This is a genomic window from Bacillus sp. Brlt_9 (assembly GCF_051948935.1).
GTDB lineage: Bacteria > Bacillota > Bacilli > Bacillales > Bacillaceae_G > Bacillus_A.
Window position 1 is genome coordinate 296,468 of sequence record NZ_JAYJLO010000004.1, and the last position, 22,854, is coordinate 319,321.

General features: G+C 35.8%; 22 protein-coding genes, 2 pseudogenes and 2 riboswitches. Of the genes and pseudogenes, 6 read left to right on the forward strand and 18 right to left on the reverse strand.

Going from position 1 to position 22,854, the window contains the following annotated elements; genetic code table 11:
• Nucleotides 1-731: 731 nt before the first annotated feature.
• Together VF726_RS18005 and alo are read right to left on the reverse strand one after the other, a co-directional pair.
• On the reverse strand, nucleotides 732-1,961 hold the full coding sequence (locus VF726_RS18005) for a serine hydrolase domain-containing protein (RefSeq protein ID WP_440170777.1): 1,230 nt from the start codon (nucleotides 1,959-1,961) through the stop codon (nucleotides 732-734).
• A 321-nt stretch (nucleotides 1,962-2,282) separates the two neighbouring features.
• Entirely contained in the window at nucleotides 2,283-3,821 is a 1,539-nt protein-coding gene (alo, locus tag VF726_RS18010) for an anthrolysin O/cereolysin O family cholesterol-dependent cytolysin Alo (RefSeq protein ID WP_440170779.1), read from the reverse strand.
• 409 nt (nucleotides 3,822-4,230) lie between these two features.
• On the opposite strand from alo, the gene VF726_RS18015 reads away from it, so the two are divergent.
• Nucleotides 4,231-5,577 (forward strand): short-chain fatty acid transporter, encoded by a 1,347-nt coding sequence (locus tag VF726_RS18015; RefSeq protein WP_000490004.1) that lies wholly within the window; start codon nucleotides 4,231-4,233, stop codon nucleotides 5,575-5,577.
• 40 nt (nucleotides 5,578-5,617) lie between these two features.
• Here the strand turns inward: VF726_RS18015 and VF726_RS18020 are convergent, their stop codons facing one another.
• The 4 genes from VF726_RS18020 to VF726_RS18035 all read right to left on the reverse strand — a co-directional run bounded on the left by VF726_RS18020 (nucleotide 5,618) and on the right by VF726_RS18035 (nucleotide 7,465).
• Nucleotides 5,618-5,971, reverse strand: coding sequence for a group-specific protein (locus tag VF726_RS18020; protein ID WP_440170782.1), 354 nt, complete (start codon nucleotides 5,969-5,971; stop codon nucleotides 5,618-5,620).
• Nucleotides 5,968-6,543, reverse strand: a complete 576-nt coding sequence (locus VF726_RS18025) for an NAD(P)H-dependent oxidoreductase (protein WP_440170785.1) — start codon at nucleotides 6,541-6,543, stop codon at nucleotides 5,968-5,970. Before VF726_RS18025 ends, VF726_RS18020 begins: the two co-directional genes overlap by 4 nt.
• Before the next feature lie 22 nt (nucleotides 6,544-6,565).
• Nucleotides 6,566-6,955: an SWIM zinc finger family protein gene (locus tag VF726_RS18030; protein ID WP_440170787.1), complete on the reverse strand. Its 390-nt coding sequence runs from the start codon at nucleotides 6,953-6,955 to the stop codon at nucleotides 6,566-6,568.
• A gap of 252 nt (nucleotides 6,956-7,207) precedes the next feature.
• Complete coding sequence (locus VF726_RS18035; RefSeq protein ID WP_098390121.1) at nucleotides 7,208-7,465, reverse strand: hypothetical protein; 258 nt, start codon at nucleotides 7,463-7,465, stop codon at nucleotides 7,208-7,210.
• Nucleotides 7,466-7,565: 100 nt separating this feature from the next.
• Nucleotides 7,566-7,664: riboswitch (SAM riboswitch) on the reverse strand.
• A gap of 122 nt (nucleotides 7,665-7,786) precedes the next feature.
• Between VF726_RS18035 and VF726_RS18040 the strand changes: the two genes are divergently transcribed.
• Entirely contained in the window at nucleotides 7,787-7,978 is a 192-nt protein-coding gene (locus VF726_RS18040; protein ID WP_000544998.1) for a hypothetical protein, read from the forward strand.
• 32 nt (nucleotides 7,979-8,010) lie between these two features.
• On the opposite strand, the gene VF726_RS18045 is transcribed toward VF726_RS18040, so the two are convergent.
• The 7 genes from VF726_RS18045 to rraA form a co-directional block, all read right to left on the reverse strand.
• Nucleotides 8,011-8,733, reverse strand: coding sequence for a YwiC-like family protein (locus tag VF726_RS18045; RefSeq protein WP_440170791.1), 723 nt, complete (start codon nucleotides 8,731-8,733; stop codon nucleotides 8,011-8,013).
• Nucleotides 8,734-8,916: 183 nt separating this feature from the next.
• Entirely contained in the window at nucleotides 8,917-9,618 is a 702-nt protein-coding gene (locus VF726_RS18050; RefSeq protein ID WP_440170793.1) for an ECF transporter S component, read from the reverse strand.
• Nucleotides 9,591-11,252, reverse strand: a complete 1,662-nt coding sequence (locus tag VF726_RS18055; protein WP_440170796.1) for an ABC transporter ATP-binding protein — start codon at nucleotides 11,250-11,252, stop codon at nucleotides 9,591-9,593. Before VF726_RS18055 ends, VF726_RS18050 begins: the two co-directional genes overlap by 28 nt.
• The gene (locus VF726_RS18060; protein ID WP_440170798.1) at nucleotides 11,225-12,103 is read right to left on the reverse strand and encodes an energy-coupling factor transporter transmembrane component T; all 879 of its coding nucleotides are present in this window, start codon (nucleotides 12,101-12,103) and stop codon (nucleotides 11,225-11,227) included. Before VF726_RS18060 ends, VF726_RS18055 begins: the two co-directional genes overlap by 28 nt.
• 22 nt (nucleotides 12,104-12,125) lie before the next feature.
• The gene (locus VF726_RS18065) at nucleotides 12,126-12,953 is read right to left on the reverse strand and encodes a DUF4430 domain-containing protein (protein WP_440170801.1); all 828 of its coding nucleotides are present in this window, start codon (nucleotides 12,951-12,953) and stop codon (nucleotides 12,126-12,128) included.
• A 56-nt stretch (nucleotides 12,954-13,009) separates the two neighbouring features.
• The gene (locus tag VF726_RS18070) at nucleotides 13,010-14,797 is read right to left on the reverse strand and encodes a DUF4430 domain-containing protein (RefSeq protein WP_440170804.1); all 1,788 of its coding nucleotides are present in this window, start codon (nucleotides 14,795-14,797) and stop codon (nucleotides 13,010-13,012) included.
• Between the two features lie 338 nt (nucleotides 14,798-15,135).
• The gene (gene rraA, locus VF726_RS18075; protein ID WP_440045543.1) at nucleotides 15,136-15,615 is read right to left on the reverse strand and encodes a ribonuclease E activity regulator RraA; all 480 of its coding nucleotides are present in this window, start codon (nucleotides 15,613-15,615) and stop codon (nucleotides 15,136-15,138) included.
• A 200-nt stretch (nucleotides 15,616-15,815) separates the two neighbouring features.
• Here rraA and VF726_RS18080 point away from each other — a divergent pair, with 200 nt between their 5' ends.
• Complete coding sequence (locus VF726_RS18080; protein WP_440170807.1) at nucleotides 15,816-17,246, forward strand: YfcC family protein; 1,431 nt, start codon at nucleotides 15,816-15,818, stop codon at nucleotides 17,244-17,246.
• A gap of 142 nt (nucleotides 17,247-17,388) precedes the next feature.
• On the opposite strand, the gene VF726_RS18085 is transcribed toward VF726_RS18080, so the two are convergent.
• From VF726_RS18085 to VF726_RS18105, 5 genes and pseudogenes are all read right to left on the reverse strand, one after another.
• Entirely contained in the window at nucleotides 17,389-18,216 is an 828-nt protein-coding gene (locus VF726_RS18085; RefSeq protein WP_440170809.1) for an endonuclease I family protein, read from the reverse strand.
• Between the two features lie 511 nt (nucleotides 18,217-18,727).
• A complete protein-coding gene (locus tag VF726_RS18090) occupies nucleotides 18,728-19,606 on the reverse strand; it encodes a 5'-methylthioadenosine/S-adenosylhomocysteine nucleosidase (RefSeq protein ID WP_440170812.1) in 879 nt (292 codons plus the stop codon).
• Between the two features lie 175 nt (nucleotides 19,607-19,781).
• A riboswitch (purine riboswitch) is annotated at nucleotides 19,782-19,885 on the reverse strand.
• A 288-nt stretch (nucleotides 19,886-20,173) separates the two neighbouring features.
• A pseudogene (locus VF726_RS18095) lies at nucleotides 20,174-20,335 on the reverse strand (RNA-guided endonuclease TnpB family protein); the annotation flags it as partial.
• A gap of 19 nt (nucleotides 20,336-20,354) precedes the next feature.
• Nucleotides 20,355-20,738, reverse strand: a complete 384-nt coding sequence (locus VF726_RS18100; protein WP_440170814.1) for a hypothetical protein — start codon at nucleotides 20,736-20,738, stop codon at nucleotides 20,355-20,357.
• Nucleotides 20,739-20,800: 62 nt separating this feature from the next.
• Nucleotides 20,801-20,935: pseudogene (locus tag VF726_RS18105) on the reverse strand (TetR family transcriptional regulator); the annotation flags it as partial.
• A gap of 201 nt (nucleotides 20,936-21,136) precedes the next feature.
• Here VF726_RS18105 and VF726_RS18110 point away from each other — a divergent pair.
• The 3 genes from VF726_RS18110 (at nucleotide 21,137) to VF726_RS18120 (ending at nucleotide 22,774) form a co-directional block, all read left to right on the forward strand.
• Nucleotides 21,137-21,280, forward strand: a complete 144-nt coding sequence (locus tag VF726_RS18110) for a hypothetical protein (protein WP_440028962.1) — start codon at nucleotides 21,137-21,139, stop codon at nucleotides 21,278-21,280.
• Nucleotides 21,281-21,345: 65 nt separating this feature from the next.
• Nucleotides 21,346-22,104: a MerR family transcriptional regulator gene (locus tag VF726_RS18115; RefSeq protein WP_440170816.1), complete on the forward strand. Its 759-nt coding sequence runs from the start codon at nucleotides 21,346-21,348 to the stop codon at nucleotides 22,102-22,104.
• A 13-nt stretch (nucleotides 22,105-22,117) separates the two neighbouring features.
• On the forward strand, nucleotides 22,118-22,774 hold the full coding sequence (locus tag VF726_RS18120; RefSeq protein ID WP_440170818.1) for a GAP family protein: 657 nt from the start codon (nucleotides 22,118-22,120) through the stop codon (nucleotides 22,772-22,774).
• The last annotated feature ends 80 nt before the right edge of the window (nucleotides 22,775-22,854 follow it).

Sequence of the window (22,854 nt, forward strand, 5' to 3'; positions counted from 1 at the left end):
TGTAACCCTCTCCTCGTGTTTCTCAATATTTTTAGACCTAGTAGAACTTTCACTCTATAATTTGGCCTAATTGTAGAATAATATATTTAAAGTTCTCCATAAATTTTTATAACTTACTATATAAATTTTACATTTAATTAATTAAATTTCATAGACTATTAGAAAATATAAATTGGAGAATTTTATTAAATGCTCAAAATAAAGATAATACTCCATTAAGAGCTCGTTTATTTAGGAAACGTGTCTTTTTTTATTGGCTTTTTAAATAAGGTAAACGTGTAGAAACATTATAAAAAGCAGGACAATAATATTAAATTTACTTCCATTCGAAGGAGTTTAAGCCTTGCATGAATGACTATAATGACTATTTGGTTGAGCAATCGATACGTTGTGCCGAAACGTCAATATATAAAAAAAAGGAGCTCTCTTGATAAAGAGAGCTCCTTTTTTATTTCTTCTTCTTTTCTGTCGGTTGACTTTGTTTAGCGAAATTAGATGAATCATCGAAATTTGGTTGCTTTTTACCAGCATTATTACTTCTACCTTTTCCCATATGTAATACACCCCCCCTCATCCTTACTATTCCCAATAAAAAAATCCTCTTGCATCCAAGAGGATTTTTTGTTGGGCTATTATTAATAATGCCCAAGTGTTACCGCCGTACTTCCAACACGGTCCTATCCTAACTTTTAACCATGATGTCGATCGTAGCGTTTTCCTTTAAACGTACCTTAGTCTTCGATTGCTTGATAGGCCGTAGTCCAGAAGTCTTGGATAAGATGCGATGGGGCCGGAGTGGACATCCCAACCTGGGTGAACAGAATTCCAATAAACTGTTTATCTGGATCAGCGTAAGCTGAAGTACCGGTTCCACCATCCCAGCCGAATTGACCAATAGACGCGTAGTCTCCAAGATAGGTACGCACCGCCATCCCAAAGCCCCAGCCACCTTGGATCCCTTGTCCGAACGACAAATGGACGTTATTTTTGGCCAAATCGTCTCGGTATGCTTGTTGTTCTGGAGTAAGACGGTTGGTGGTCATCAGCTGGACTGCGGGCCTAGACAGGATCCGTTTAGTACCGTGCATCCCTTTATTCAAAAGCATCTGTAAATACGCATGATAATCGTCGACGGTTCCAAGCAGTCCACCACCGCCTGCTTGGAATGATGGAGGTTTGCTATAACGTCCACCCGCCCCCTCATCCCACACGATGAATTCACCTGTCTGCGGATTGGGGTTGAAGGCTGGTGGAAGCCGATCAATCTTGAGCTGAGGTACGTAGAATCCAGTGTCCTTCATTCCTAACGGGTCGAATATGCGTTCGCGCAAGAACGACTCGAACGTCTGACCCGTGACCCTGGCAACAAGAACGCCGATTACTTCTATACTGATATGATACTGCCACCGCTCCCCGGGCTGATAGCTTAGCGGAAGTCCACCTAGGCGACGCATAAACTCATCTGGATCGGGCATATCCTGCCCTGGCGTGTCGAATATCCCACTCTCGAAGAACGCATTCATGATTGGAGAACCCATCAACGTGAGATCCACTCCGAGCCCGAATGTGGAGGTCAACAAGTCTCGTACAGTGATAGGACGCCGTGCTGGGACGGTCTCTTCTAGCGGGCCATCGGGCTGTTTCAATACTTGCCGGTCGGCGAGTTCCGGTAGCCATTTGTCTATTGGGTCGTCTAAATGCAGTTTGCACTCATCGAGCAGAACCATTACTGGTGAAACTGCGATTGGCTTGCTAGTGGACGCCAATCGAAAAATCGTGTCCCGACGCATTGGTGCACCACCATCATGCCTCATTGTTCCAAGCGCTTCGACATGCGTCTCGCCGTTTCGGCTGACTAAGGCGACGAGCCCAGGAATCTTTCCAGAATCGACATGCCGCGCCAATATATTGCGCATTTTGCGCAATCCTGTTTCAGAAAAGCCCTTATTGTTTTGTCCCATTTTGTTCTCCTTTAGTTTAGATTGAGATTTCTAATACATATTGACAATCAATTATTAGTTCTTCAAATAGAAAAATTCCCCTTTTTAATAATTTCGACAAAATGCATTTATATACATGGAGGCACCATGCATCACTATCAACCTAAGATAGGCTACATTTATGGGGATTTAATAATGGGGAATGCAATCGTTAATAACATTGATACAGCCATAAAAAATATGATTACAAGATTTGCGAATTGATTATGATACATCTAAAAACAACGATATTCTTTCAAACAAGTAAAAAAGCGCCCTATAACCAGGGCGCTTTACTCCAACCTAATGACTAATATTAGCAGTTGGGTATAATGTTGTTCCTCCAATTGAAACCTTTATTTCATTTGTTAATGGAACATTTTGTTCATTAATAATTGTTCTCCACCATTCCCATGCAAGACCTGTACATTCTCTTGCAACGATTCTTATATTTTTAGAATTTGGTGGAAGAGGAATAACTGTAGAGTAATGAGCTGTTTTGTCTTTGCCACTACCTTCCCATGTTTTATGTGTTAGTACTTCTTTCCCATTTTGATCAAATGTGAATTCATCCCAAGATACATCAAATTGAGCAACGTAAGCACCGTAATGATCAAGTGTCATTTTAGCACTTGAATATTCTGTAGTTGTCGTCTCGATATAATCTGTATTGTTATGAACAGCAGCAGTTGCATTATCTTTTAAGAAAGTGCTTGTATATGAAATTGGGTATGCCGGATTTTTAAGGCTTAATTCTGCATTATCTTTAATGATATTTCGGATTTCATTGAAATCTTTTGTAACAACCTTGTTATGCTCTTTCGCATCTCCGCCTAATACTACAGCAGTAAAGGTACTTTCTTCAAAAATATCTTTGTACTGTCCACTCGTTTCAACGCTGTTATTCTTAAGTAAAGCTTTAAAAGCAGCTTGTACATCTTTGCTCTTAGATGTTGTTTCTAATTTTACATAAACCGTTCTACCATAAGCTACATTTGAAACCATAACAGGTGGAGCCGAATTACTTACTCCTTTACGAGTTAACTCACCAAAAGTAACACTATTATCAAAGAGATCAGATGGATTGTTAGGTAGTTCAGCACTTACAGTATAAAATATTTGTTTATATGCGGCCACCATCACTTTCTTTTCTCCATTTGCAACCGCATTAAAGTCAATATTTAGACTATTATCAAGATATTTAGCGTTAACATTAAGAGCACTTGCGATTTGTGATTTACTATAAACCATAGATTCTGTATACTGCATTCTTGCAGGTAACGTATGTGTTGTAGAATACTTTTCATTCCAAGTAGATACTAAATCGTCTACTGCTCCAGCCACATTACCATATGTCGGATTTTGGACAGTGATTGTATTTTCTTTTCTCATGCCGGGTAAGTCTATACTAATATTCAAAGGTTTTCTCTTAGCCACTAATAAACTCGGTTGATTGTCTGCAAAAGCTTTATTAGCAAGTTGTACAGCTCCTGGATACGTGCGATTTGCTACAGAATCAATAATTGAAATATCGACTGGTGATGTTGTAAGTGATTTTTTCTCGCGTTCCACTACTACAAATTTACCATTTGAATTGATACTTTCTTTCGGAATAAAACTCGCTATCTTATCACCATTTACAGCTAAAACCTCTTGATTATTATATTTAAGATTTGCTATACCAGTATCAATGCTACTAGCATTTTTAGTTATATCAGTTGCATTACCCGCTTGTGTTTCTGCGAAAGAAATAGATGAATAATTAAGAGTGCATAGACTGACTAATAAACATGTAAGGAACTTTCTTCTCTTGGTATTTTTCTTAATGTTCAGAAAAATCACACCATTCTTTTTTTAGTAAGATATAATAATGATGGATACATGATAGCTAACTAATAAACTTACATAAACGCTTTTAAAAGTTCTTGAACTAACGGAATTACTCCACCTAAAAATTTTAATACTGCCATTGCGATTTCCATATTACTTCCTCCTCTTTGCTGTATTGAGATGTGTTGTATATTTATGCTTTCATTATAATAAGCTTTTGCATTTGCATCAATTCATTTTTATATGCAATATTTCATATTGAGGAAAAGCAACTTTTTCTGTCAGATGATGATGATGGTACTACTCTTCTTGACAATATTTCAATCTCTCTAAAAATATCAGAATTTTCTAATTACAAAAGGTTATGAACGAATCAACCTCGAATAATTGTAATACATATACATAAGGAGGTTGATCTATTTTGTTTCGTTCTTTTACAAATGGTTGCGTCGCCTTAGTACAACGTTTCTTGCCAGAGCCGTTTATTTTATCATGTTTATTAACTGTTTTTGTTATTTTCTTCGGCATGTTTGCAACGCACCAAACACCTGTGGAAATGATTAATCATTGGGGTAATGGAATTTGGGGACTACTCGCCTTTTCTATGCAAATGGCACTTGTACTCGTGACAGGATCTGCTTTAGCAAATGCTCCCCTCATTAAAAAAGGGTTAACGAAAGCGGCAAAACTACCGAAAACGAATGGACAAGGTATTATTGCCATTTCAATCGTAAGTTTACTAGGGGCATACATAAACTGGGGATTTGGTATTGTTGTATCTGTTTTATATGCAAAAGAAGTGGCAAGGCAGCTGGAAGGATTAGATTATAGACTAGCCATTGCTTCTTCTTACTCTGGATTTCTCATTTGGCATGCGGGGCTTTCTGCTTCTATTCCTCTTACGTTAGCAACAGGCGGCGAAACGTTAATTAAAACGACAGCTGGCAGTATTAAAGAAGCGATCCCAATAACAGAAACGTTATTCTCACCATACGCACTTGTACCAGTTATTATTTTTCTCGTTACGATGCCTCTCATTAATAAAGCGATGCATCCAGATGAAAAACATACAATAACGGTAGATCCTAGCGTATTTCATGAAGAAGCTGCGGCTCAAGAAGTAGGAAACAATACGTTCGCTGAAAAAATGGAAAATAGCATCATTATTACACTTTGCGTTGGATTGTTAGGTCTCATTTATATTTTCAATTACTTTTATACGAAAGGCTTTAACCTTACGCTAGACATCGTTATTTTTATGTTATTAATTGCTGGACTTATTTTCCACCGTACTCCGATTCAATATATTCGCGCTTTTTCAGATTCTACGAAAAGTGCTTCTGGTATTTTACTACAATTTCCGTTTTATGCTGGAATTATGGGAATGATGATTGGAGCAAATAGTGAAGGACTTTCACTTGGAGGAGCTATTTCTAATTTCTTTATTAGCATTTCAAACGAAACGACTTTCCCGCTCTTTACTTTTTTAAGTGCTGGCATCGTTAATATTTTCGTTCCATCGGGTGGCGGTCAATGGGCTGTGCAAGCACCAATTATGATTCCAGCTGGCGCTGAACTTGGTGTACCTGCAGCAAAAACAGCAATGGCCATTGCATGGGGTGATGCTTGGACGAATTTGATTCAACCATTCTGGGCATTACCAGCATTAGCGATAGCTGGTTTAGGTGCTCGTGATATTATGGGATTTTGCGTTGTTAACTTGCTATATGCAGGATTTATCATTAGTCTATGTTTCCTATTTATTTAAACGAAAAGCTAGTTTTATACTAGCTTTTTTACATAATAAATCATTTATTTCCCATGCAATTTATAACCCTCTGCCACTCTATCTCCGTAAGAGATAATACCTCAAATGCAAAAAAATCTACACATACTTTTTCAATTAAATGTGGATGTTCCCTCAAAAAATTCCACTGTAACGCTTTAGGAAGAAAATATGCTTCATATTCTTTACTTCCCCGTACTACCTCATCAACTTCTCTTTCACAAATTCCTCTTATCAAGTAGTCATTTCTTAACTCTATTTGAATTTGCTGAAATGTTTCGCTACATTTTTTCAATTGAAGTAAGCATGTAATATACGTTCGCAAAAGTTCATTATCATACCCACAACAGTTTATAATACGATCGATTTCATTCATAACGTACGAGCCTTTTCTTCTATTTGTAATAACCACTTTTCCCGCTTCTCTCGTTTACTCGTTTTCACAGATTGAAAAACAGATCGTTTTATATCGCGAATGCCGCAAAAACGTAAAACTCCTCTTTTCATCATAATCCAATCTGCTGATCGATATAATAGGGCGACGTACCATAACGGTGAATCTAACGTATTAATTACCCATGCCTTCTTACCTTTCAATAAGCCTTTCGGCAGGGCCCCTTCATATTTATAAGCAAATCCAGCTACGAAAATGCGATCAATAAATCCTTTTAAAATAGCAGGCATTCCCCACCACCATATCGGATATATAAAGAGAAGCGTATCTGCTTCTTCTACTAACGTTCTGTACCGAGCTGTTTCTTCTTCATGTACTAAATCACGCCTTTTCTTCTCTTCATTAAATACAAGGACGGGATCAAATTTTTCTTTATATAAATCAAGTACTGTAACCGAATGATTTGTTTCTTGTAATCCTTTTTGCACATGCTTTAATATCGCTGCGTTAAAACTGGAAGTACTAGGATGAGCGTATACAATTAGTACATTCACTACAAAACAACTCCCTCTATAGTTAAAGTTTCCCCTTATTTAACATCTTTTCTACAATTTGCACGTTTTTTGAGCTTTGTAATAAACGATTTAATACGGTAAGTAACTCTTCCTTGTCTAAATCTTTCAGTTTCTCTTTCACCGTACTCTCACCAGCACTTTGAATATCATAAACAACTGCCGCCATATGCTTACAATAGTTTTCATATGGACACTCGCAGCTACTTTCCGAAAAATCCTCGAGTTCTATCACTACTTCATAATTTCCTGCATTACCAGTCACAAACGCAAATACTTTATTATTATGTATTTCAACATCTTCTACATGTCCTTCTTCATAATATTCATAACCTCTATCAATAATGTGTTTCGGAATATACCTATATAACTCTTTTAATAAGTAAGCGTACATAAAAACACCTCTTCCTTTAATTCCCTTTTGACTTCTAGAGCCACTGCATGTTATTCTAATAACTGTCAAATAGCAAGTCTATATGACAAACGACTGACACCTATTCGGCGAAGGTGTCTCTTTTCATTTGCAGCCGATATGAAGTGCCTCTTTCAGGCACATTCAATCTTTGACACTACACACTCAACACCATTCCCTGTATCAGGCTGCTTAAGCAGTCTTTTACTCTACATACTTCAAAAAAAAGAGAGCTTAGCTCCCTTTTCTCGCCTTATAAAATACCCCTTTTTCATTATAGAGATATTCATCAGCTAATGTAATTTTCCCATCCAGTTTCAGTTCATCTAATAGTCTTGACAAATAAAATTGATGTAACATCTTTTTCGTGAATTTTCCTTCATGATGCGAAACGATATGTTCTTGAATATCTAACAATGATATTGGCTTATCTTGCTCTATCATATATTCATAAACTGTACTACGCAGTTTTACGTATTTTTCGAGTGTCACAGTACTTCGCAACCCCTTTCTTCTTAATATAAATTTTCGTAATCGGTTTTTTTGCAATAAAAAAACCTCTCCGATAAGAAGAAGTTACGTATATATCTTCGTCTTATCTCCCAGAACAAATATGTTCTGCTGGAATTAGCACCTGCATCGCGGTTGCTGGGTTTCATCGGGCCAGTCCCTCCACCTCTCTGGATAAGAAAATATTCACTTAATTCTTACTATACGTAATTTCATTTTAATTGTCAAACAAATATAACAAATAATATTTTCTTCTTTACTGCTCATACTATACATATATGAATATGCAAGGAGGATTATGAAATGCACGAAAATGCTCGCGGATATGTACAAGATTCATTTCAATCATTACAAGAAGCAAAACATTGTTTAGAAGCAGCACTACAAACTGTTGAAAAAGATTTTAATCGCGCACGTATTGAACAATCCCTTTATGCGATCGAACAAGCTATTCAACGCTGTGATTACACCGTTCACATTTTAGAACAAGATTGAAAAAGCTTCCCATCATAAGGTGGGAAGCTTTTTCAAATGGCATACTTCATAATTATTACCGTGATGATTAAAAAATATACAGAATTAGCAATTTCTAAAATACCTACTTTTATAATAGAAATCTTTTTGCCGTACAACATAATGGCTCGAATGACACTCGGTATAAAAATAAGGGCGCACCACGGATTGATAGCAAATACAATGATTGTTAATAGAATATGATAACCCCATGATATAAAACGATACTTCGGGTTATTTTTCTCACGAATCATCGTTTTCACATAAAACGTACTTCCTAAAAAATATAAAAATGATATAAGCGCAATAAATAATGCTGTTTTATCTATAAGTTTCATTGAAAAATAATAACTAACTAAACCGCCAATACAGAAAACAATAATCGCACTAATATCATTTAGTAACGCTCTTTCATTTTTTTGACGAGCGTAATACATATTTACTATAAATAATGGGATCATTACTGCTACGAATAAAAGAATGCGCCATTCATATAATAGAGAAACCACCCCAAATATAAATGCGATGATAAAATATACAATTGCAGCATGTAAAAACTCTTTTTTTCGTCTTTGCTTTATGTACGTAAGAAATGGATACGTAGCTAAATAGATAAAGAACCAAGCTAAAAACAATGGAATATGATACATAGTAGGTTTCCCAAGTATGACACTTAATAGAAACGGTATTACGAGCATAGCCCATGCACCGTGTTGCTTCGGAATAACTAACTTCATTAACTATACACCTCCTCTTTGAAAATAGTTCTCACCTATTATTATACAAATAATTTTATATAGTAACGGATATATATTGGACTATTTTTTGACAATAAAAAATGCTCCTTACAATATGTAAGAAGCATGAAAGAGGCAAACGAATATGTAAGTCGCGACCCTACCTTATATGAGTATGCTTTTCTATGCCATGTTATGCTTATCTAATATGCCATATTTCTTTTTGAATCTCGTAAGAATCGTAATCCAAGACGTACTAAATAATAGTAAGAAAATAACATTTGAAATTGCATGGCTCAAATCGAAATAAAAACTTGCAACATAGTACGCGACAACTGTTTCCCACGTTGCTTCTTGTATAAAACCGAGAAGCCCCCATAAGTTCATAATCCAGCCAAATAAAAATCCAACAAATAATCCGTATAGAAGTCTTCCCCATAGCTTTTTCATTAAAAATGTATTACGTAATAATCCAGCTATAAAACCAATCATCCCCCATGAGAACATTTGCCACGGCGTCCACGGACCTTGCCCTAAAAAAATGTTAGATACGATAGCCGCTGTTGCACCGATCATAAAACCAGTTTCACTTCCAAATACAATTGCAGAAACGATAATAACAAAAGAAGTTGGTTGTACACTCGGTAAAATAGAAAATGGTACGCGGCTAACTGCTGCAATTGCCGCCAATACGGCAACGAGAACAATTTCACGTGAAACAAACGCCTTTCTTTCAAAGCGGATATAGAAAGGTATCATAATAACAACTAATAAAAACAAACTACTTAACATGTAATAACCATCCATGATAAGTGTAGTAAAGAGTAATGTGCCTATTATTACTGCAAAAATGCATATTATGAATGCAACATATCGTTTGGACACGCTTCGTACACATCCTCCCACGTTAATGCATATGGCAATTCTTTTCGAATGAATCGATTAATAGATGTTGTATAAAAGAAGTTACCACTAAAAAATTCTTTCGGTGCATCATTCATAATGACTGCTCCGTCAAATAACATCATACATTGATCAACGTATTTCGCTGCAAACTCAATATCATGCGTTGCCATTACAATTGTTGTACCTTCTTTTTGCAGCTTCCTAAATAGCTCTCCTACTCTTTCTTTCTTCCACGGATCTAGCCCCTTTGTCGGTTCATCAAGTAATAATAAAGTCGGCTTTGATAATAACGTTGTACATAACGCGAGTAGTTGTTGCTCTCCCCCGCTACAATCATGCGGGTGGCGTTCTTTAAGCGAATATAACCAAAACTGTTTGAGCATATTTTCTGCTATTTCTTTTCCTTGTTCTCCGTATAACTCTCGTGCACGTTCATACACTTCTTCCCACACGGTATCAAATGTAAAATGATAGTACGGATGTTGTGATACATACCCGATCCTTTTAAACCGTTCTTTCGAATCAATTTTATGTATCACTTTGCCGTTCCACTTTACTTTCCCTCTTCTCGCTTTTTGTAATCCAGCTAATATCGTTAACAGTGTAGACTTCCCTGTACCATTTTTCCCAACGAGAGCTACCCATTTTCCTTTTTCAATCGATACAGTTAAGTCTCGTAAAATAAGTGGACTACTTTTTTCATATTGGAATGAAATATGCTCTGCACTTAAAATAACTTCCCGCTTTTCACTTTGTGCTATTGGCTCATTCACATATGATATATCTGAAAAGTTATTCAATTTCATTTGCGCTTCTCGCACTGTAAACGGAATATCTTCCGCGTTCCATTCTAAAAACAATCTTGGAATTTGCGGAATAAATGGACGGAATTTTTCAACTTCCCACATGTTCGCTATAACCGTTTTAGGATTTCCATCATACACGATTTGACCATTATTCATACAAATAACGCGCGTAGCAAGTGGTATTACTTCATCTAAACGATGTTCACTTAAAACGATTGTTATTCCAAGTTCTTCGTTAATACGTTTTAACAATCCTAAAAATTCTTTCGCTGCAATTGGATCTAACTGCGCTGTTGGTTCATCTAATAATAATAGTTTTGGCTGCATAACTAGTACGGCAGCTAAATTGACAAGTTGTTTTTGTCCACCAGATAACGTATGAACAGATTGGTGCAATAAATCTTGAAATCCTAAGAAGCTAATGAGCTCTGCTATTCGTTTTTGAATAATATGTGATGGTAATCCAACATTCTCTAAAGAAAATGCTAATTCTTGAATGACTGTATCCATTACGAGCTGATTTTCTGGATTTTGAAATACCATACCAATTTCTTGTGCAGATAATAGATCTGGTACTTCCTCTAATAAAACGTCATCATAAAAAATTTCTCCTGAACGTGTACCGATCGGAAGTAACTCCTTTTTAAAATGTTTTAATAAAGTCGTCTTCCCAGATCCTGATCCTCCAGCAAGTGCAATAAACTCTCCTTTTTGAATAGAAAGAGAAATATGCTGTAACGCATATTCGTTTTCATCAGCATATACAAATGATAAATTGTTTATTTCTGCATGCGCCACCATAGCCACTCCCTTCCTTCCATTATAATTGGTAGACTAATAAACATCATAAATATGCCAAACATTATTCCATCATATTGCTGAAATAAAATAGATTCAACTTTCGGATAGATAATTAATTTTCCTCCGCCATAATTATTAAAGATGACCGCGGCTATGAATAGAATCGTTAAATAACTGAGTGTATACCAATCGCGTCTTTCCATTCTATATCGAATATACGTCGTACGCTTCGTTACACCAAATCCACGAGCTTGCATAGAATCTGCCGTTTGCAGTGCATCTTCTAACGAACAAATTAATAATACTTGCAGCAATTGCATACCATTTTTCACGCGTTCAATAATGGAACCTGCATCAACTTGTACACCTTTCGTTTTTTGGACGAGTGTAATTTTCTGTAATCGCCTAATAAACAACGGCACAAACCTCACTGTAATCATCGTTAACAATGCTACTTTCGGTGAAATTCTAGAAAACAAATATAAAAATTTATGACTCGAAATAATATCATTATACGAAGCAAACGTAAACATAATCGCAACTAGTAATAACCCCATTACTACTCCAAACATGATCGCCTCAAGCTTAATACGACTATCACCTAACCAAAACAACGTAGTTCGACCTCTATGCGTTAATAACGAATTAAATAAAATGACCATAAAAAAGAAAACAATTGTGCTCGGTAACATTTTTCTTATCTTTTCGCTATTCCCTTGCATTATATTTAACATAACGATTAATAGTATCGCTCCAATTAAAAAAAGAGGATGAAGACACATCATACATAGTATCATCACCCCGATATAATAGAAAAAATTCACAAAAGGATGTAAAGAAGAAAAACTTATTTTCATAGTCCTTTACCGAATGCCTTTCTTATTTTAATACAAACACCCACTCGATTGTATCTCCTGGTTTTACTGTAGCTACACCTGCACTATAGTTTGGAAACGCACCGTTCACACGATATTTCCATCCACTAGTAGCCGTAACATCTTTTTCATATAAATCATTAATACCTTTTACATAAATATCACCTTTAGAACCCATTGCATCAACATCTAATCCCGTACGCTGCAATACTTTATACACTGTATCGCCTTCTTGTACATCCATCTTTTTCGCACCTAGTAAGTATCCTTCATTACCTTTTACTGAGATAGTGACTTGTTTTGCTTTAGGTTCTGGTACTGGGTCTGGTTTTTTCGGTTCAGGAGTTGGTATTACTGGCGTCGGTATCGTTTTCTCCTCTTTATTCGGATCAATTTTTTGCTCCTGCTTCGGTGTTTCTTTTGGCTGATTTACAACCTTCGCTTCTTCTTTTACTTCTGGTGCTTTCGGTTGTTGCTCTTGTTGTTTCTCTTCTTGTGCTTTTTGCTGTTCTGATTGCTTAGCAGCAGGCTGTTCCTGAGGTTTTTCTTCCTTCTTTACTTCCGGTTGTGCCTGTGGCTTTTCTTCTTTCGGTTTTTCTTCTATTTTTTGCTCTTGCTTCTCTTTCTGCTCTTCTTGCTTATTTTGCTCTTGTTCAGCTTGTTTTTCCTCCGGTTTTTCTTCCGGTTTCGCTTCATCTTTTTTCTCTTCTTGTTTTGCTATCTCTTCTTGCTTTGGTTCTACTTTCTTCTCAGGCTTTACAGCTGCCTCTTCACATCCGGCAAGTAGCCCAAGTGAAAGCAGTAAAGAAATAAACCACTTCATCTTACTCATGTTGTCTCTCACCTTTCATAAGAAAATTAGGAGCAAATGATTGCTCCTAATTTTTGTTAAGCTGCTTTACGTCTCCATAATACATATGCAGAAGCAATACATAATACACCCATACCTACTTCTGTCGCTGCACTATGAGAAGATGCTCCTGTTTTTGGTAATGTGCTACCATTTCCGGATTTTTTATTTTTAACCGTTTCGTTATCAACAACAACTTTTAAATTGTCATCTTTCGTTTCTTGTTGTACTTGTTTTTGTTCTTCCGGTTCTTCTGTAACTTCTTTATCTACTACATTATTCTCCGGTTCAACAATCTTTTCTGGCTGTTCAATTGGTTTCGGTTTAATTACTTCACCAATGACTACATTCGACCAATCATAAATAGATTTCCCAAGTTCTTTAAACTGAATTAAAGCTAATAATGCTTGCTCTGTCGCCATTCCACTACCATTTTGATCACCTGGTAACCATTTAAATTCACCATTTGGAAGTTGATATGATAATAGATTTTGCACTGCCTTATGTAGACGATTTTGATCTACATCTTTCACAAGTGATAATCCAATAATTGCTTGCGCAACACTATTAGAATTTTCTTGTCCATCAGCAGAAAAACCACCATTGTCTAACTGTTCTTTATATAAATAAGCAACAGCTTTCTCTACAGCTGGTTTCACATCCGGTCGATCTTGATAAGGAGCTAATGCCGATAAAACCATGCCTGTTACATCAACGCTACTAGCACTGTCTTTACTGCTTGCGCTATCGTAAGTCCAGCCACCATCTGTATGCTGTGCGTTTAAAAGCGCATCTACTAAAGCAACTCGATTCCATTTTGAATTCACTGGAACTTCATATTTCTTCGTATCAAATGCAAGTAAAGCAAATGTATAACCTGTAACAGAATTTACTTTATCTGATTCGTACAATTTTTGAACTAAATTATGTTCGCCAACCTTTGTAGGGTCTGCTTGCATTGCATTCATCATAATAATCGTTCTAGCTAAATCTGTCGCTGAAAAACGATTAATGCGCTTTTCTACTTTTTCAGTTACTGCCTTAACATAATTTAATTTCGCCTCAATTGGAACATTCTTTCCAGAATGAGAAAGACCTAAAGCTACCCAATCACTTTCAATTCCATCTTGTAACATCTTTTCAGACGTCTTAGAGATCGCGTCATTTACTTGCGCTGCTGGTACTTGAATGTTCTCTTGCTTTGGTTGTTCTGGTTTTTCTTGTTTCGGATCATCTGTTTTTGGTTCTTCTGGTTTTTCTTGTTTCGGATCATCCGTTTTTGGTTCTTCTGGTTTTTCTTGTTTTGGATCATCCGTTTTTGGTTCTTCTGGTTTTTCTTGTTTCGGATCATCTGTCTTTGGTTCTTCTACAGTTTTACAAGTACCAAATTTATCTAATGTTTGCTGTAATGTTTCCTGGCTCATATTGCTCCAGTCTGAAACAAAGCGGAAAACAACAACATCACCAGACTCTAATTTATAACTATCTGCCCCAACTTGTGCAGATGTATCATTTACATCGTACGTCCAACCACTTGTAGCCCCGGCCATTAAACCGTCGATGCCTTTTACATATGTTCCAAACGACATCGTTTCAGATTCTACTTTGTCCCCCATGACCTTTTGCAGCAAACTTAAAGCTGTTTCTCCATCTTTAATTTGCTCTTCTTTTGGACATAACATAATGCCCTTTTGTGATTCCCCAATAATTGCAAGTTTTGCTGTATTTCCTTCAGCAAACGTAATATGTACTGTATTTGCAAAAGACACAAATACGAGTGTAACTGCCATTAACGACATAAGCAGCCATTTTTTCAACATTGCCATCCCAAAATTTCCTCCCTTACTACTATTTACACAAAAAAAGACCCTTCAAGGGCGTGCAATTGACACTCTTTTTTTGTAAGTGTCGAACAAACTGTGCAACACCTCCTACCCGCATCATTCGCGGCTATATTTGTATAGGAAAAATAATTTTGTTTATGAACGTATCATTGTGATAACATTCACTTTTCTAGGCACTACTTACTTCCATTTCAGTTATCGTAAAACGATAAACCTATACATTCTGTTAATTATAAATTTCTGTATTATTTTACTATTGACAAAGAGTTTTGTCCATTCCTTATCAGATTTATTTTCTAAGAATAGTAGTTTACTAGCCCTTAACGATGCAAACTCTTTTCACTAATAATCACGCCATCTTCATCCGCATATACATATTCATTCGGCTTCCATTCTACTTGTCCAAATTGCAACGAAATATTCCGCTCGCCTTTTCCTTCTTTTACACTTCTATTTGGCATCGTCCCTAACGCTAAAATACCAATATTAATATTCTTTAGTTCACTAGAATCACGAACATATCCATTTACAATAATTCCTGCTAGCTTTCTTTTCTCCGCAATAGCAGCCAAATTATCACCAAGTAACGCACAATTCGTGGATGCTCCGCCATCAACAACTAATACCGTTCCTTCTGGTAGTGTTTGCAATCCTTCCTTCACTAGTACATTATCATCCTTCACTTTTACCGTTGCAATTTTCCCGTGAAATTGTTCTTTCTTCCCAAAAGACCGAAAAGACTGACGACATATTTGTAATTCCTTTTCAAACTCATCACATAGATCCGTAGTTTTCCACATCTTTTTCCCTCTTTTCCTTATTCTTTCTATATAACATATTCTTTGATACTTTTCGTTTCCCTGTCTCATGTTGCAAGAATTTGTATGCGTAAGAAAAGGACAGAAAAACTATTGCCTTAAGAAGTCACCTTTATTATAATCTATTTCACAGATAAATTTCAGAATATTAAAAATTAACCAAGTGAAAAAGGAGGGGTTTTATGCAATTACATACCGAGGTAAAAAAGCAGCCGAGTAAACGAAAATTTAAAATGCCTGATGCGTACGTACTACTATTTTTTATTGCCTTACTTTGTGCAATAGCTACATATTTCGTTCCTGCTGGAGAGTTTAAAAGAGTTACAAACGGGACTGTTACTACGACAATACCAGGAAGTTATCATTCTGTTCCACAATCGCCGGTAGGGTTTGTTTCTTTTTTTACCGCTATTGAAAAAGGAATGACACTTGCTGCTCCTATCATCTTCTTAATTTTATTTACGGGCGGTGCCATTGCGATTCTTGAAAAAACAGGCGCTCTTGACGGTTTAATCTATCATGTGATTAACAAGTTTCGTAATCAGCAATTACTTTTCATTTGCATTGTCGCCGCACTCTTTTCTATTCTCGGCACGACTGGCATTATCGTAAACTCAGTTATTGGCTTCATCCCCATCGGCATCATCGTTGCGCGCACATTGAAATGGGACGCTATCGTTGGCGTAGCAATTATTTATTTAGGTACTTATGCCGGCTTCAATGCTACTATTTTATCCCCTTCACCTTTAGGCATTTCACAAAAAATCGCGGAACTCCCAATGTTTTCAGGAATTGGTTTACGTACAGCAATTTATATCTCTTTTTTACTGGCTACCATTCTATATATTAATTGGTATATAAAACGCTTAAAAAAATCGAATAAAGGAAGCATCCTCGGCGATAACTGGTTTCCAAGTAATGCTCTTTCAAGCGAGAAAGAAACAGAGAAAACAGAAGTTCCTTGGACAATACGTCATAAATTAATTTTAATCGTTTCAGCTTTATCATTAATTGCATTTTTAATAGGTGCTTTTCGTCTACATTGGACGGACGCGGAAATGACTGCTACTTTTATTTTCATAGCAATTACAGCGGGAATAATAGGTGGTATGAAAGCAAACGATATCGCTTCTACTTTTCTAGCAGGCTGCCAAAATCTCATTTACGGTGCTTTGATTGTCGGAATGGCTCGTTGTATTTCAGTTATTCTAGAACAAGGCAAATTACTTGATACAATTGTGAATCAGCTCGCACAGTCTCTCGAAGGACATAGCCCTGTATTTGGCGTTATCGGTATGTATGTAAGTAGTGCCGCATTACATTTCCTCATTTCATCCGGGACAGGAGAATCTGTTATTTTCATTCCGATATTAGCTCCATTAGCTGATTTCATGCATATTACACGCCAAGTTACAGTACAGGCTGTTATGCTTGGAGAAGGTGTAGTGAACTGCCTCAATCCAACTTCCGGTGTTTTAATGGGAGTACTCGCAGCGAGCGGCATTTCTTACGGAAAATGGATTCGATTTATGGCTCCACTTGCATTCATTTGGTTTATCATTGGACTTATTTTTCTTATTGTTGGTGTGAATATTGAATGGGGACCTTATTAAAAGACTCATATTATACTTAACTTGATAAAATATCTATTCTCCTCTCCAACCCTATAAAAATCACTTATTCTAGTATAGATATAAATAGGGATTGATCACTATGATCAATCCCTTCTCTCAAAGTAAAATACCTTTAAGTATTTTAGTTCCAAATTTTATTTACCCATTCCGGATGATCAATAAAAGGATTACGATTATGTTGATATTTCGTAAAAATCACTTCATTACGCTTTCGCTCTAAATCATCTACCGGGTCTTGTTCATTCCATTTTAGTAAAACGGATAGTTTGCCCATGTATGGGTCTTTATTGTTATTCACCTTTTCATTTAATTCTAGGTCTATTTCACCGTTGTCTCCTTCATAACGAACAGCCATGTAAAATAGCATTCTAGCGATATCTCCTTTTACACTATCACGAGGTTCCCAAGAATCACTATCGTATTTACATTCTGTCGCTTCCGAATGATTCACACCACCATTATCAAAATCCAGATTTCCACGTGAACTATTTACAGATACATCCGTCGCTCTTAAATGATGCAAATCTGTTCCAGCTCCTGCAGTCGTTCCAAAATCACCGTGAGATTTCGCCCAAACATGCTCTCGGTTCCAATTATCAACTCCTGAACCATTCGTAAGTTTCCCTTGCGAACGCCCAGTATATAAGAGTATCACATTGTTTTTATTATTTGGATCTTCATCAGTATCTCTTAGTGCTTCCCAAACCGCACTGTATGATAACTTTGTATGGTCATCAATAATATTATGAAGTTCCTTCTTTAATTCTAAACCCGTTTTTCCTATTGCATTATTATAATATGTATCGTCATAGCTTTTTACAGTCATCTCTTGTGGTGATGCAGAAGCTACTTCACCGTGTATGATATCTGTGAATGATAGAGATGCCGTACCTAAAATAAAAAATGAAGAGAGTGTAACCATAGCAAGCTTTGTATTTCGAAACTTCATATACCCATTTCCCCTTTAAAATATAATTTGAAGCTATTCACTAAAAAGTGCTTTCTAACCCCCAAAAACTTTTAGAAAGCCATACCCATCCTTTTCTTTTTATTTAATACAAAACTCTATTGAGTCTGTATTATTTCCACAATTTTTGTTTATCTACTTTTCACAAGGAATATCCTTCTCTAGTAAAGATTATTAAAATATTCTTTACAATTAAAAAGTAGTTTAATGTTAACTTATAAATTTCAATTTTTTTATGCAATTATGCATATTTGATAAATCGTTCAAAAAAATTTTTGGATAAAAATTAAGATGATAGCTCGACTTTTCCTTTTTCTATAATTGTCTTTATTTTTTGGTGTAAAACCCTTCTTCCTCTGAAGAATAAGTACAAAAATAGATTGGATACCATGTAAGGCACCAATCTATTTTAATGAAAGAAACTTTGTTAATTCTGAATTCACTACACATTGTGCAGTAATGATTACATTTTTATATTGGGACAGAACTACTACTATTTATTTTGCATCGAATCTATATACTTTTTAACTACTTCATATACATATTCTTGATTTGCCGCCGCTGTATTTGGATTGTATTTTCCGCCGTTAGTTTTATTGTTAGATAATACTCGAATCCCTAAAAATGGTACGTCATAAGCTTTTGCAATTTGCGCTGCTGCAGCACCTTCCATTTCCTCTACAGATGTACCGTATTTTGTATGGAACCACTTAATTCTATCCACTTCATTATTCCAAAGATCTGCTGAGCCTATAGTCCCTTCCACCACTTTACCTTTTGTATATTTATCTTTCACCGCATTAGCTGCTGCAAGTAAATCCTTATCTCCCTCGTAGTATCGGATTTTCTCAGCATTTGGATCTTCTCCTGCACTTCCTTCAGAAGCCATTAAGTCCATTGAAATCCATTTTGTCGGTTCAATCCCTTGATTCTCATCCAAATTTGTTGTTTTTAATGAACCTATGTTTGCTACTTGTTTTCCTAAAACAATATCAAATACTTTTAAATTTGGATCGTGTCCACCTGATGTTCCTTGGTTAATAATCGCCTTAGGCTTATATTTTTCAATAGCCACTGCTGTAGCGGCTGCTGTATTTTCCATTCCTTTACCTGTTTTCGCTACGATTACAGGATAATTGTCGACAGTTCCTTTATAAAATACGAAAGTTCCAGACTTTTCTTCTTTCACATTTTTTAACCTTTTTGCAAACTTCTCAGCTTCTATCGGCATTGGACCTTGAATTAAAATAGGTTTTTGATTACTTTTTGCTTCAACTTGTTTTGGACCCGCATTACATCCCGCAAGTATTGAGAATGACAGTGCAACAGTAGTTACTAGGGCAGCACATTTTTTCAACGTATTCTTCTTCATAAATAATCTCCTCTTTCTCTTGTTGTTTTCTATACTCGATGCTTTTGGTCCAAACAAAAAAGTTCTAGAAATTGTAGAAGAATCTCTACTTTCTAGAACTACGGTAGTCAAAGTTAATTGAGCAAAAAATAAAACAAATGCCAAATTATAGATCGGTAGCGCTCATGAAATAGCACGGCCGAATACTTTAACCCGTAGTCCAGTTCTTTCATTGGGAACTAGGTAGAAACGCTCGGACCATATTACCGAGTATATACGAGTGATGATGTGTAAAATTATTATATTGGTAATATATCAAAATTTTAGTGCGCACGCAATCTAAAAATGAACATTTTCATTAAAATTATTTTTAATGTTCGTTTTTGAAGGAAAAATTATTTTTTTTCGTCTATTTTAAAGCGAAAAATACCGATAAAAACTTATATTCTGAATACTAAACTAAATTCACCTACAACAACTGAACTTTTACAAACAATTAAGCTTTCTTACTTCCGCCTTATATCGAGCTGGAAGTCTTTTTCCCCTCGTATTACGAGATAAAATGCACCTCTATACACTTCACAATTATTTCTTCCAGCGAGCTGAATCTTTTACACGCCTTGCTAATACTCGTTGCGCTTTTGCTAATCTGTCTAACATCTGACGATACAAGCGAGGATAACTGGATTTCTCATCTTCGCTACTCACGTACAATTCAGCCATTGCGAAGTCTAACCAAACAGTATTTTTTCCCTTCAAATAGTCTCTTTCATTCTAATTTCTGTATTTCTTTCAGCCGCTCTATATCCTTTTCTGAAGCTTTTTCTATTTTATACAATTCATAGCTACCCTTTATCTCATTTATCACTACAAATTCGCTTTCATTCCGAACATAGCTTTTCGTTTTTCCTTTTTTATAACCAATAACATTATCTAATATAGTTTCCCCACTATCTTTTTTATATAAATTATAGCTAACAGGTGGACGACCAATTACATACTTATTATCAGAAAATCCGACTATATCATCCCTTCCTAATCCTCTCGAAACACTCCAGACAAACATAATCTGAAATATAGAATAAACAACAATACCGCATAAGAGAAAAAATAGGACTGATTTTAAAAATAACTTTACAGGTCTACTTCCCAAAAGACATTCCCTCCCCTTTCACCTCGAGATAGTAAGAACAATACGTGAATTCTGTATGATAAGGCACCGAAGTTTTTATAAGGTTCCAAAACTAGTTTAAATAGGGCATCCTTATCTTCAAAACTATCGTAAAGAGTAGCTCGGCTTATGCCCTTCGTTTCAATAAGATTTAATATATATGTAGTATCATAACCTTTCTACCCAATTAACACCCCCCTATTATATAATTTAGTATAAATATTTTGAAATTAAATCTTCCGTTAGAGGGTGCTTTAAAGGTTTATATAAATTTATTAATAAAAAACACTTGAAGTTGACCTTGGGTCATTTTATATACTCTTAAGTAGCTACTATTTAGCAATTTCATAAAAGAAATTAGAAAAATAGGAGGTTTTCAGATGAAACAAGGCGATATTATTATTTATGGATGTGTCATTATAGGTGCAGGGATCGGACTCACATTGGATCATGCATTTCCTGGTGTACTAATTGGCTTAGGAACAGGCTACTTACTTAAAAACCTTTTTAGTAAAGAAGAATAGATGTGGTATGAAGAAAATAATCGTTTACGATAAAATCTTAACGTACTGAAAGGTAGGTTTATTAGTTGATACACATTAATAAAGTTGCAGAACTAACAGGCGTTACAGTAAGGACACTGCGTTATTACGATAAAATCGGATTATTAAAACCAGCATCCAAAACAGAGGGTGGCCATCGTTTATATACAAATGAAGAAATAAAAAAACTTCAGCACGTTCAATTTTTAAAAAAGGTTGGCTTTCCGTTACAAGAGATTAAACATATGCTCGGCTTCAATGAGTGGGATTGGTCGGATAGTTTAAAGAGCCAATTATCTTATGTAATAAATGAGCAGGAAAATTTAAAGAAAATAGAATTATCCTTACGGGAAATGATAAATGGAATTGCGATAGAAGGAGAAGAAAGCTGGATCGCGATTCAAAAAATCATGCAATTATCCAGCAAAGATAAAGAAATCCAACAATATTATCGCGAATCTGTATTTAAAGAAAAAGAAATAAAACTATTAGAAAAGGTCCCCAAAATGGCAAGTGACTGCTCTGATTCACTCGAATGGATTGCCCTCATAGGTCAGTTAAAGCGTTATATGAAGGACGGACCAAAAGCAACAAAAGTTCAAAATATCATAAGAAGAATGGAAGAAAAGTGCTTAGAAGAATTTGAAGGTGAGGATGAATTTTTAAATAAGCTTTGGGAGATACGAATGTCCCCAAAACAATCAGAGAAGCTAAGTTTATATCCAATTGATCAAGATGTGCTTCAGTTTATGAACAAGGCACATGCCATTTTTATGGCTGAAAAGAATCATCCTGAACCGAAATAAGGGGGCACGAGCGATGGGTACAGAACAACTTCTCCTAATAGGCGGATTAGCCATATTGGACACGCTAAGCCCTACTACAATAGGAGTAACAATATATCTACTTTTAACAGATAAAGAGAATCTTACGAAACGTTTATTCGTTTATTTATTGACCGTAGCAGGATGTTATTTTGCTGTTGGCGTTTCACTCATGTTAGGATTAGATTTTTTGTTTAAATTTATTTCTGGCTTATTTCAAAATCAAATCGTAAGCTGGACGTTATTTATTATTGGAGCCTTATTATTCATTGCAAGCTTTTATATTCCACCAAAGAAAAATTCAAAGCTCCCTTCACCAAAATCAAATAGCATTCTTTCAATGATTGCGCTCGGATTCACTACTACATTAATTGAAGCGGGAACTGCTTTTCCTTATTTTGCAGCAATTGGTATACTGACTACTTCTAATCTATCATGGGTAGAATGGTCTTCTATTTTAGCTGGATACAACTTTATTATGGTATTGCCCTCTCTTGTGCTGTTTCTCTTCTATCTCCTATTTGGTCGGTGGATGCAAAAACCTCTCGAGAGGCTTCGAATGAAAATTGCTAATAGTACAGGATCGGCTCTATCATGGATTATGTGTATAGTTGGCTTCCTCCTAATATTAAATAGCCTGGATTATTTATAGGGTGTTTATAGAACCTACAATCAGGGGAATATGTTTGAAACTACAGAAGTACTTACACCTACTATTCCCCCACACCAGTC

Bases quoted from the DNA above. Each gene is read 5' to 3' on its own strand.
- VF726_RS18030 (WP_440170787.1), bottom strand. From the start codon at position 6,955: ATGTACGCTTACTTATTAAAAGAGTTATATAGGTATATTCCGAAACAC.
- VF726_RS18005 (WP_440170777.1), bottom strand. From the start codon at position 1,961: ATGGGACAAAACAATAAGGGCTTTTCTGAAACAGGATTGCGCAAAATG.
- VF726_RS18020 (WP_440170782.1), bottom strand. From the start codon at position 5,971: ATGAATGAAATCGATCGTATTATAAACTGTTGTGGGTATGATAATGAA.
- VF726_RS18065 (WP_440170801.1), bottom strand. From the start codon at position 12,953: ATGAGTAAGATGAAGTGGTTTATTTCTTTACTGCTTTCACTTGGGCTA.
- VF726_RS18060 (WP_440170798.1), bottom strand. From the start codon at position 12,103: ATGAAAATAAGTTTTTCTTCTTTACATCCTTTTGTGAATTTTTTCTAT.
- VF726_RS18110 (WP_440028962.1), top strand. From the start codon at position 21,137: ATGAAACAAGGCGATATTATTATTTATGGATGTGTCATTATAGGTGCA.
- rraA (WP_440045543.1), bottom strand. From the start codon at position 15,615: ATGTGGAAAACTACGGATCTATGTGATGAGTTTGAAAAGGAATTACAA.
- VF726_RS18085 (WP_440170809.1), bottom strand. From the start codon at position 18,216: ATGAAGTTTCGAAATACAAAGCTTGCTATGGTTACACTCTCTTCATTT.
- VF726_RS18080 (WP_440170807.1), top strand. From the start codon at position 15,816: ATGCAATTACATACCGAGGTAAAAAAGCAGCCGAGTAAACGAAAATTT.
- VF726_RS18090 (WP_440170812.1), bottom strand. From the start codon at position 19,606: ATGAAGAAGAATACGTTGAAAAAATGTGCTGCCCTAGTAACTACTGTT.
- VF726_RS18045 (WP_440170791.1), bottom strand. From the start codon at position 8,733: ATGAAGTTAGTTATTCCGAAGCAACACGGTGCATGGGCTATGCTCGTA.
- VF726_RS18120 (WP_440170818.1), top strand. From the start codon at position 22,118: ATGGGTACAGAACAACTTCTCCTAATAGGCGGATTAGCCATATTGGAC.
- VF726_RS18040 (WP_000544998.1), top strand. From the start codon at position 7,787: ATGCACGAAAATGCTCGCGGATATGTACAAGATTCATTTCAATCATTA.
- VF726_RS18070 (WP_440170804.1), bottom strand. From the start codon at position 14,797: ATGGCAATGTTGAAAAAATGGCTGCTTATGTCGTTAATGGCAGTTACA.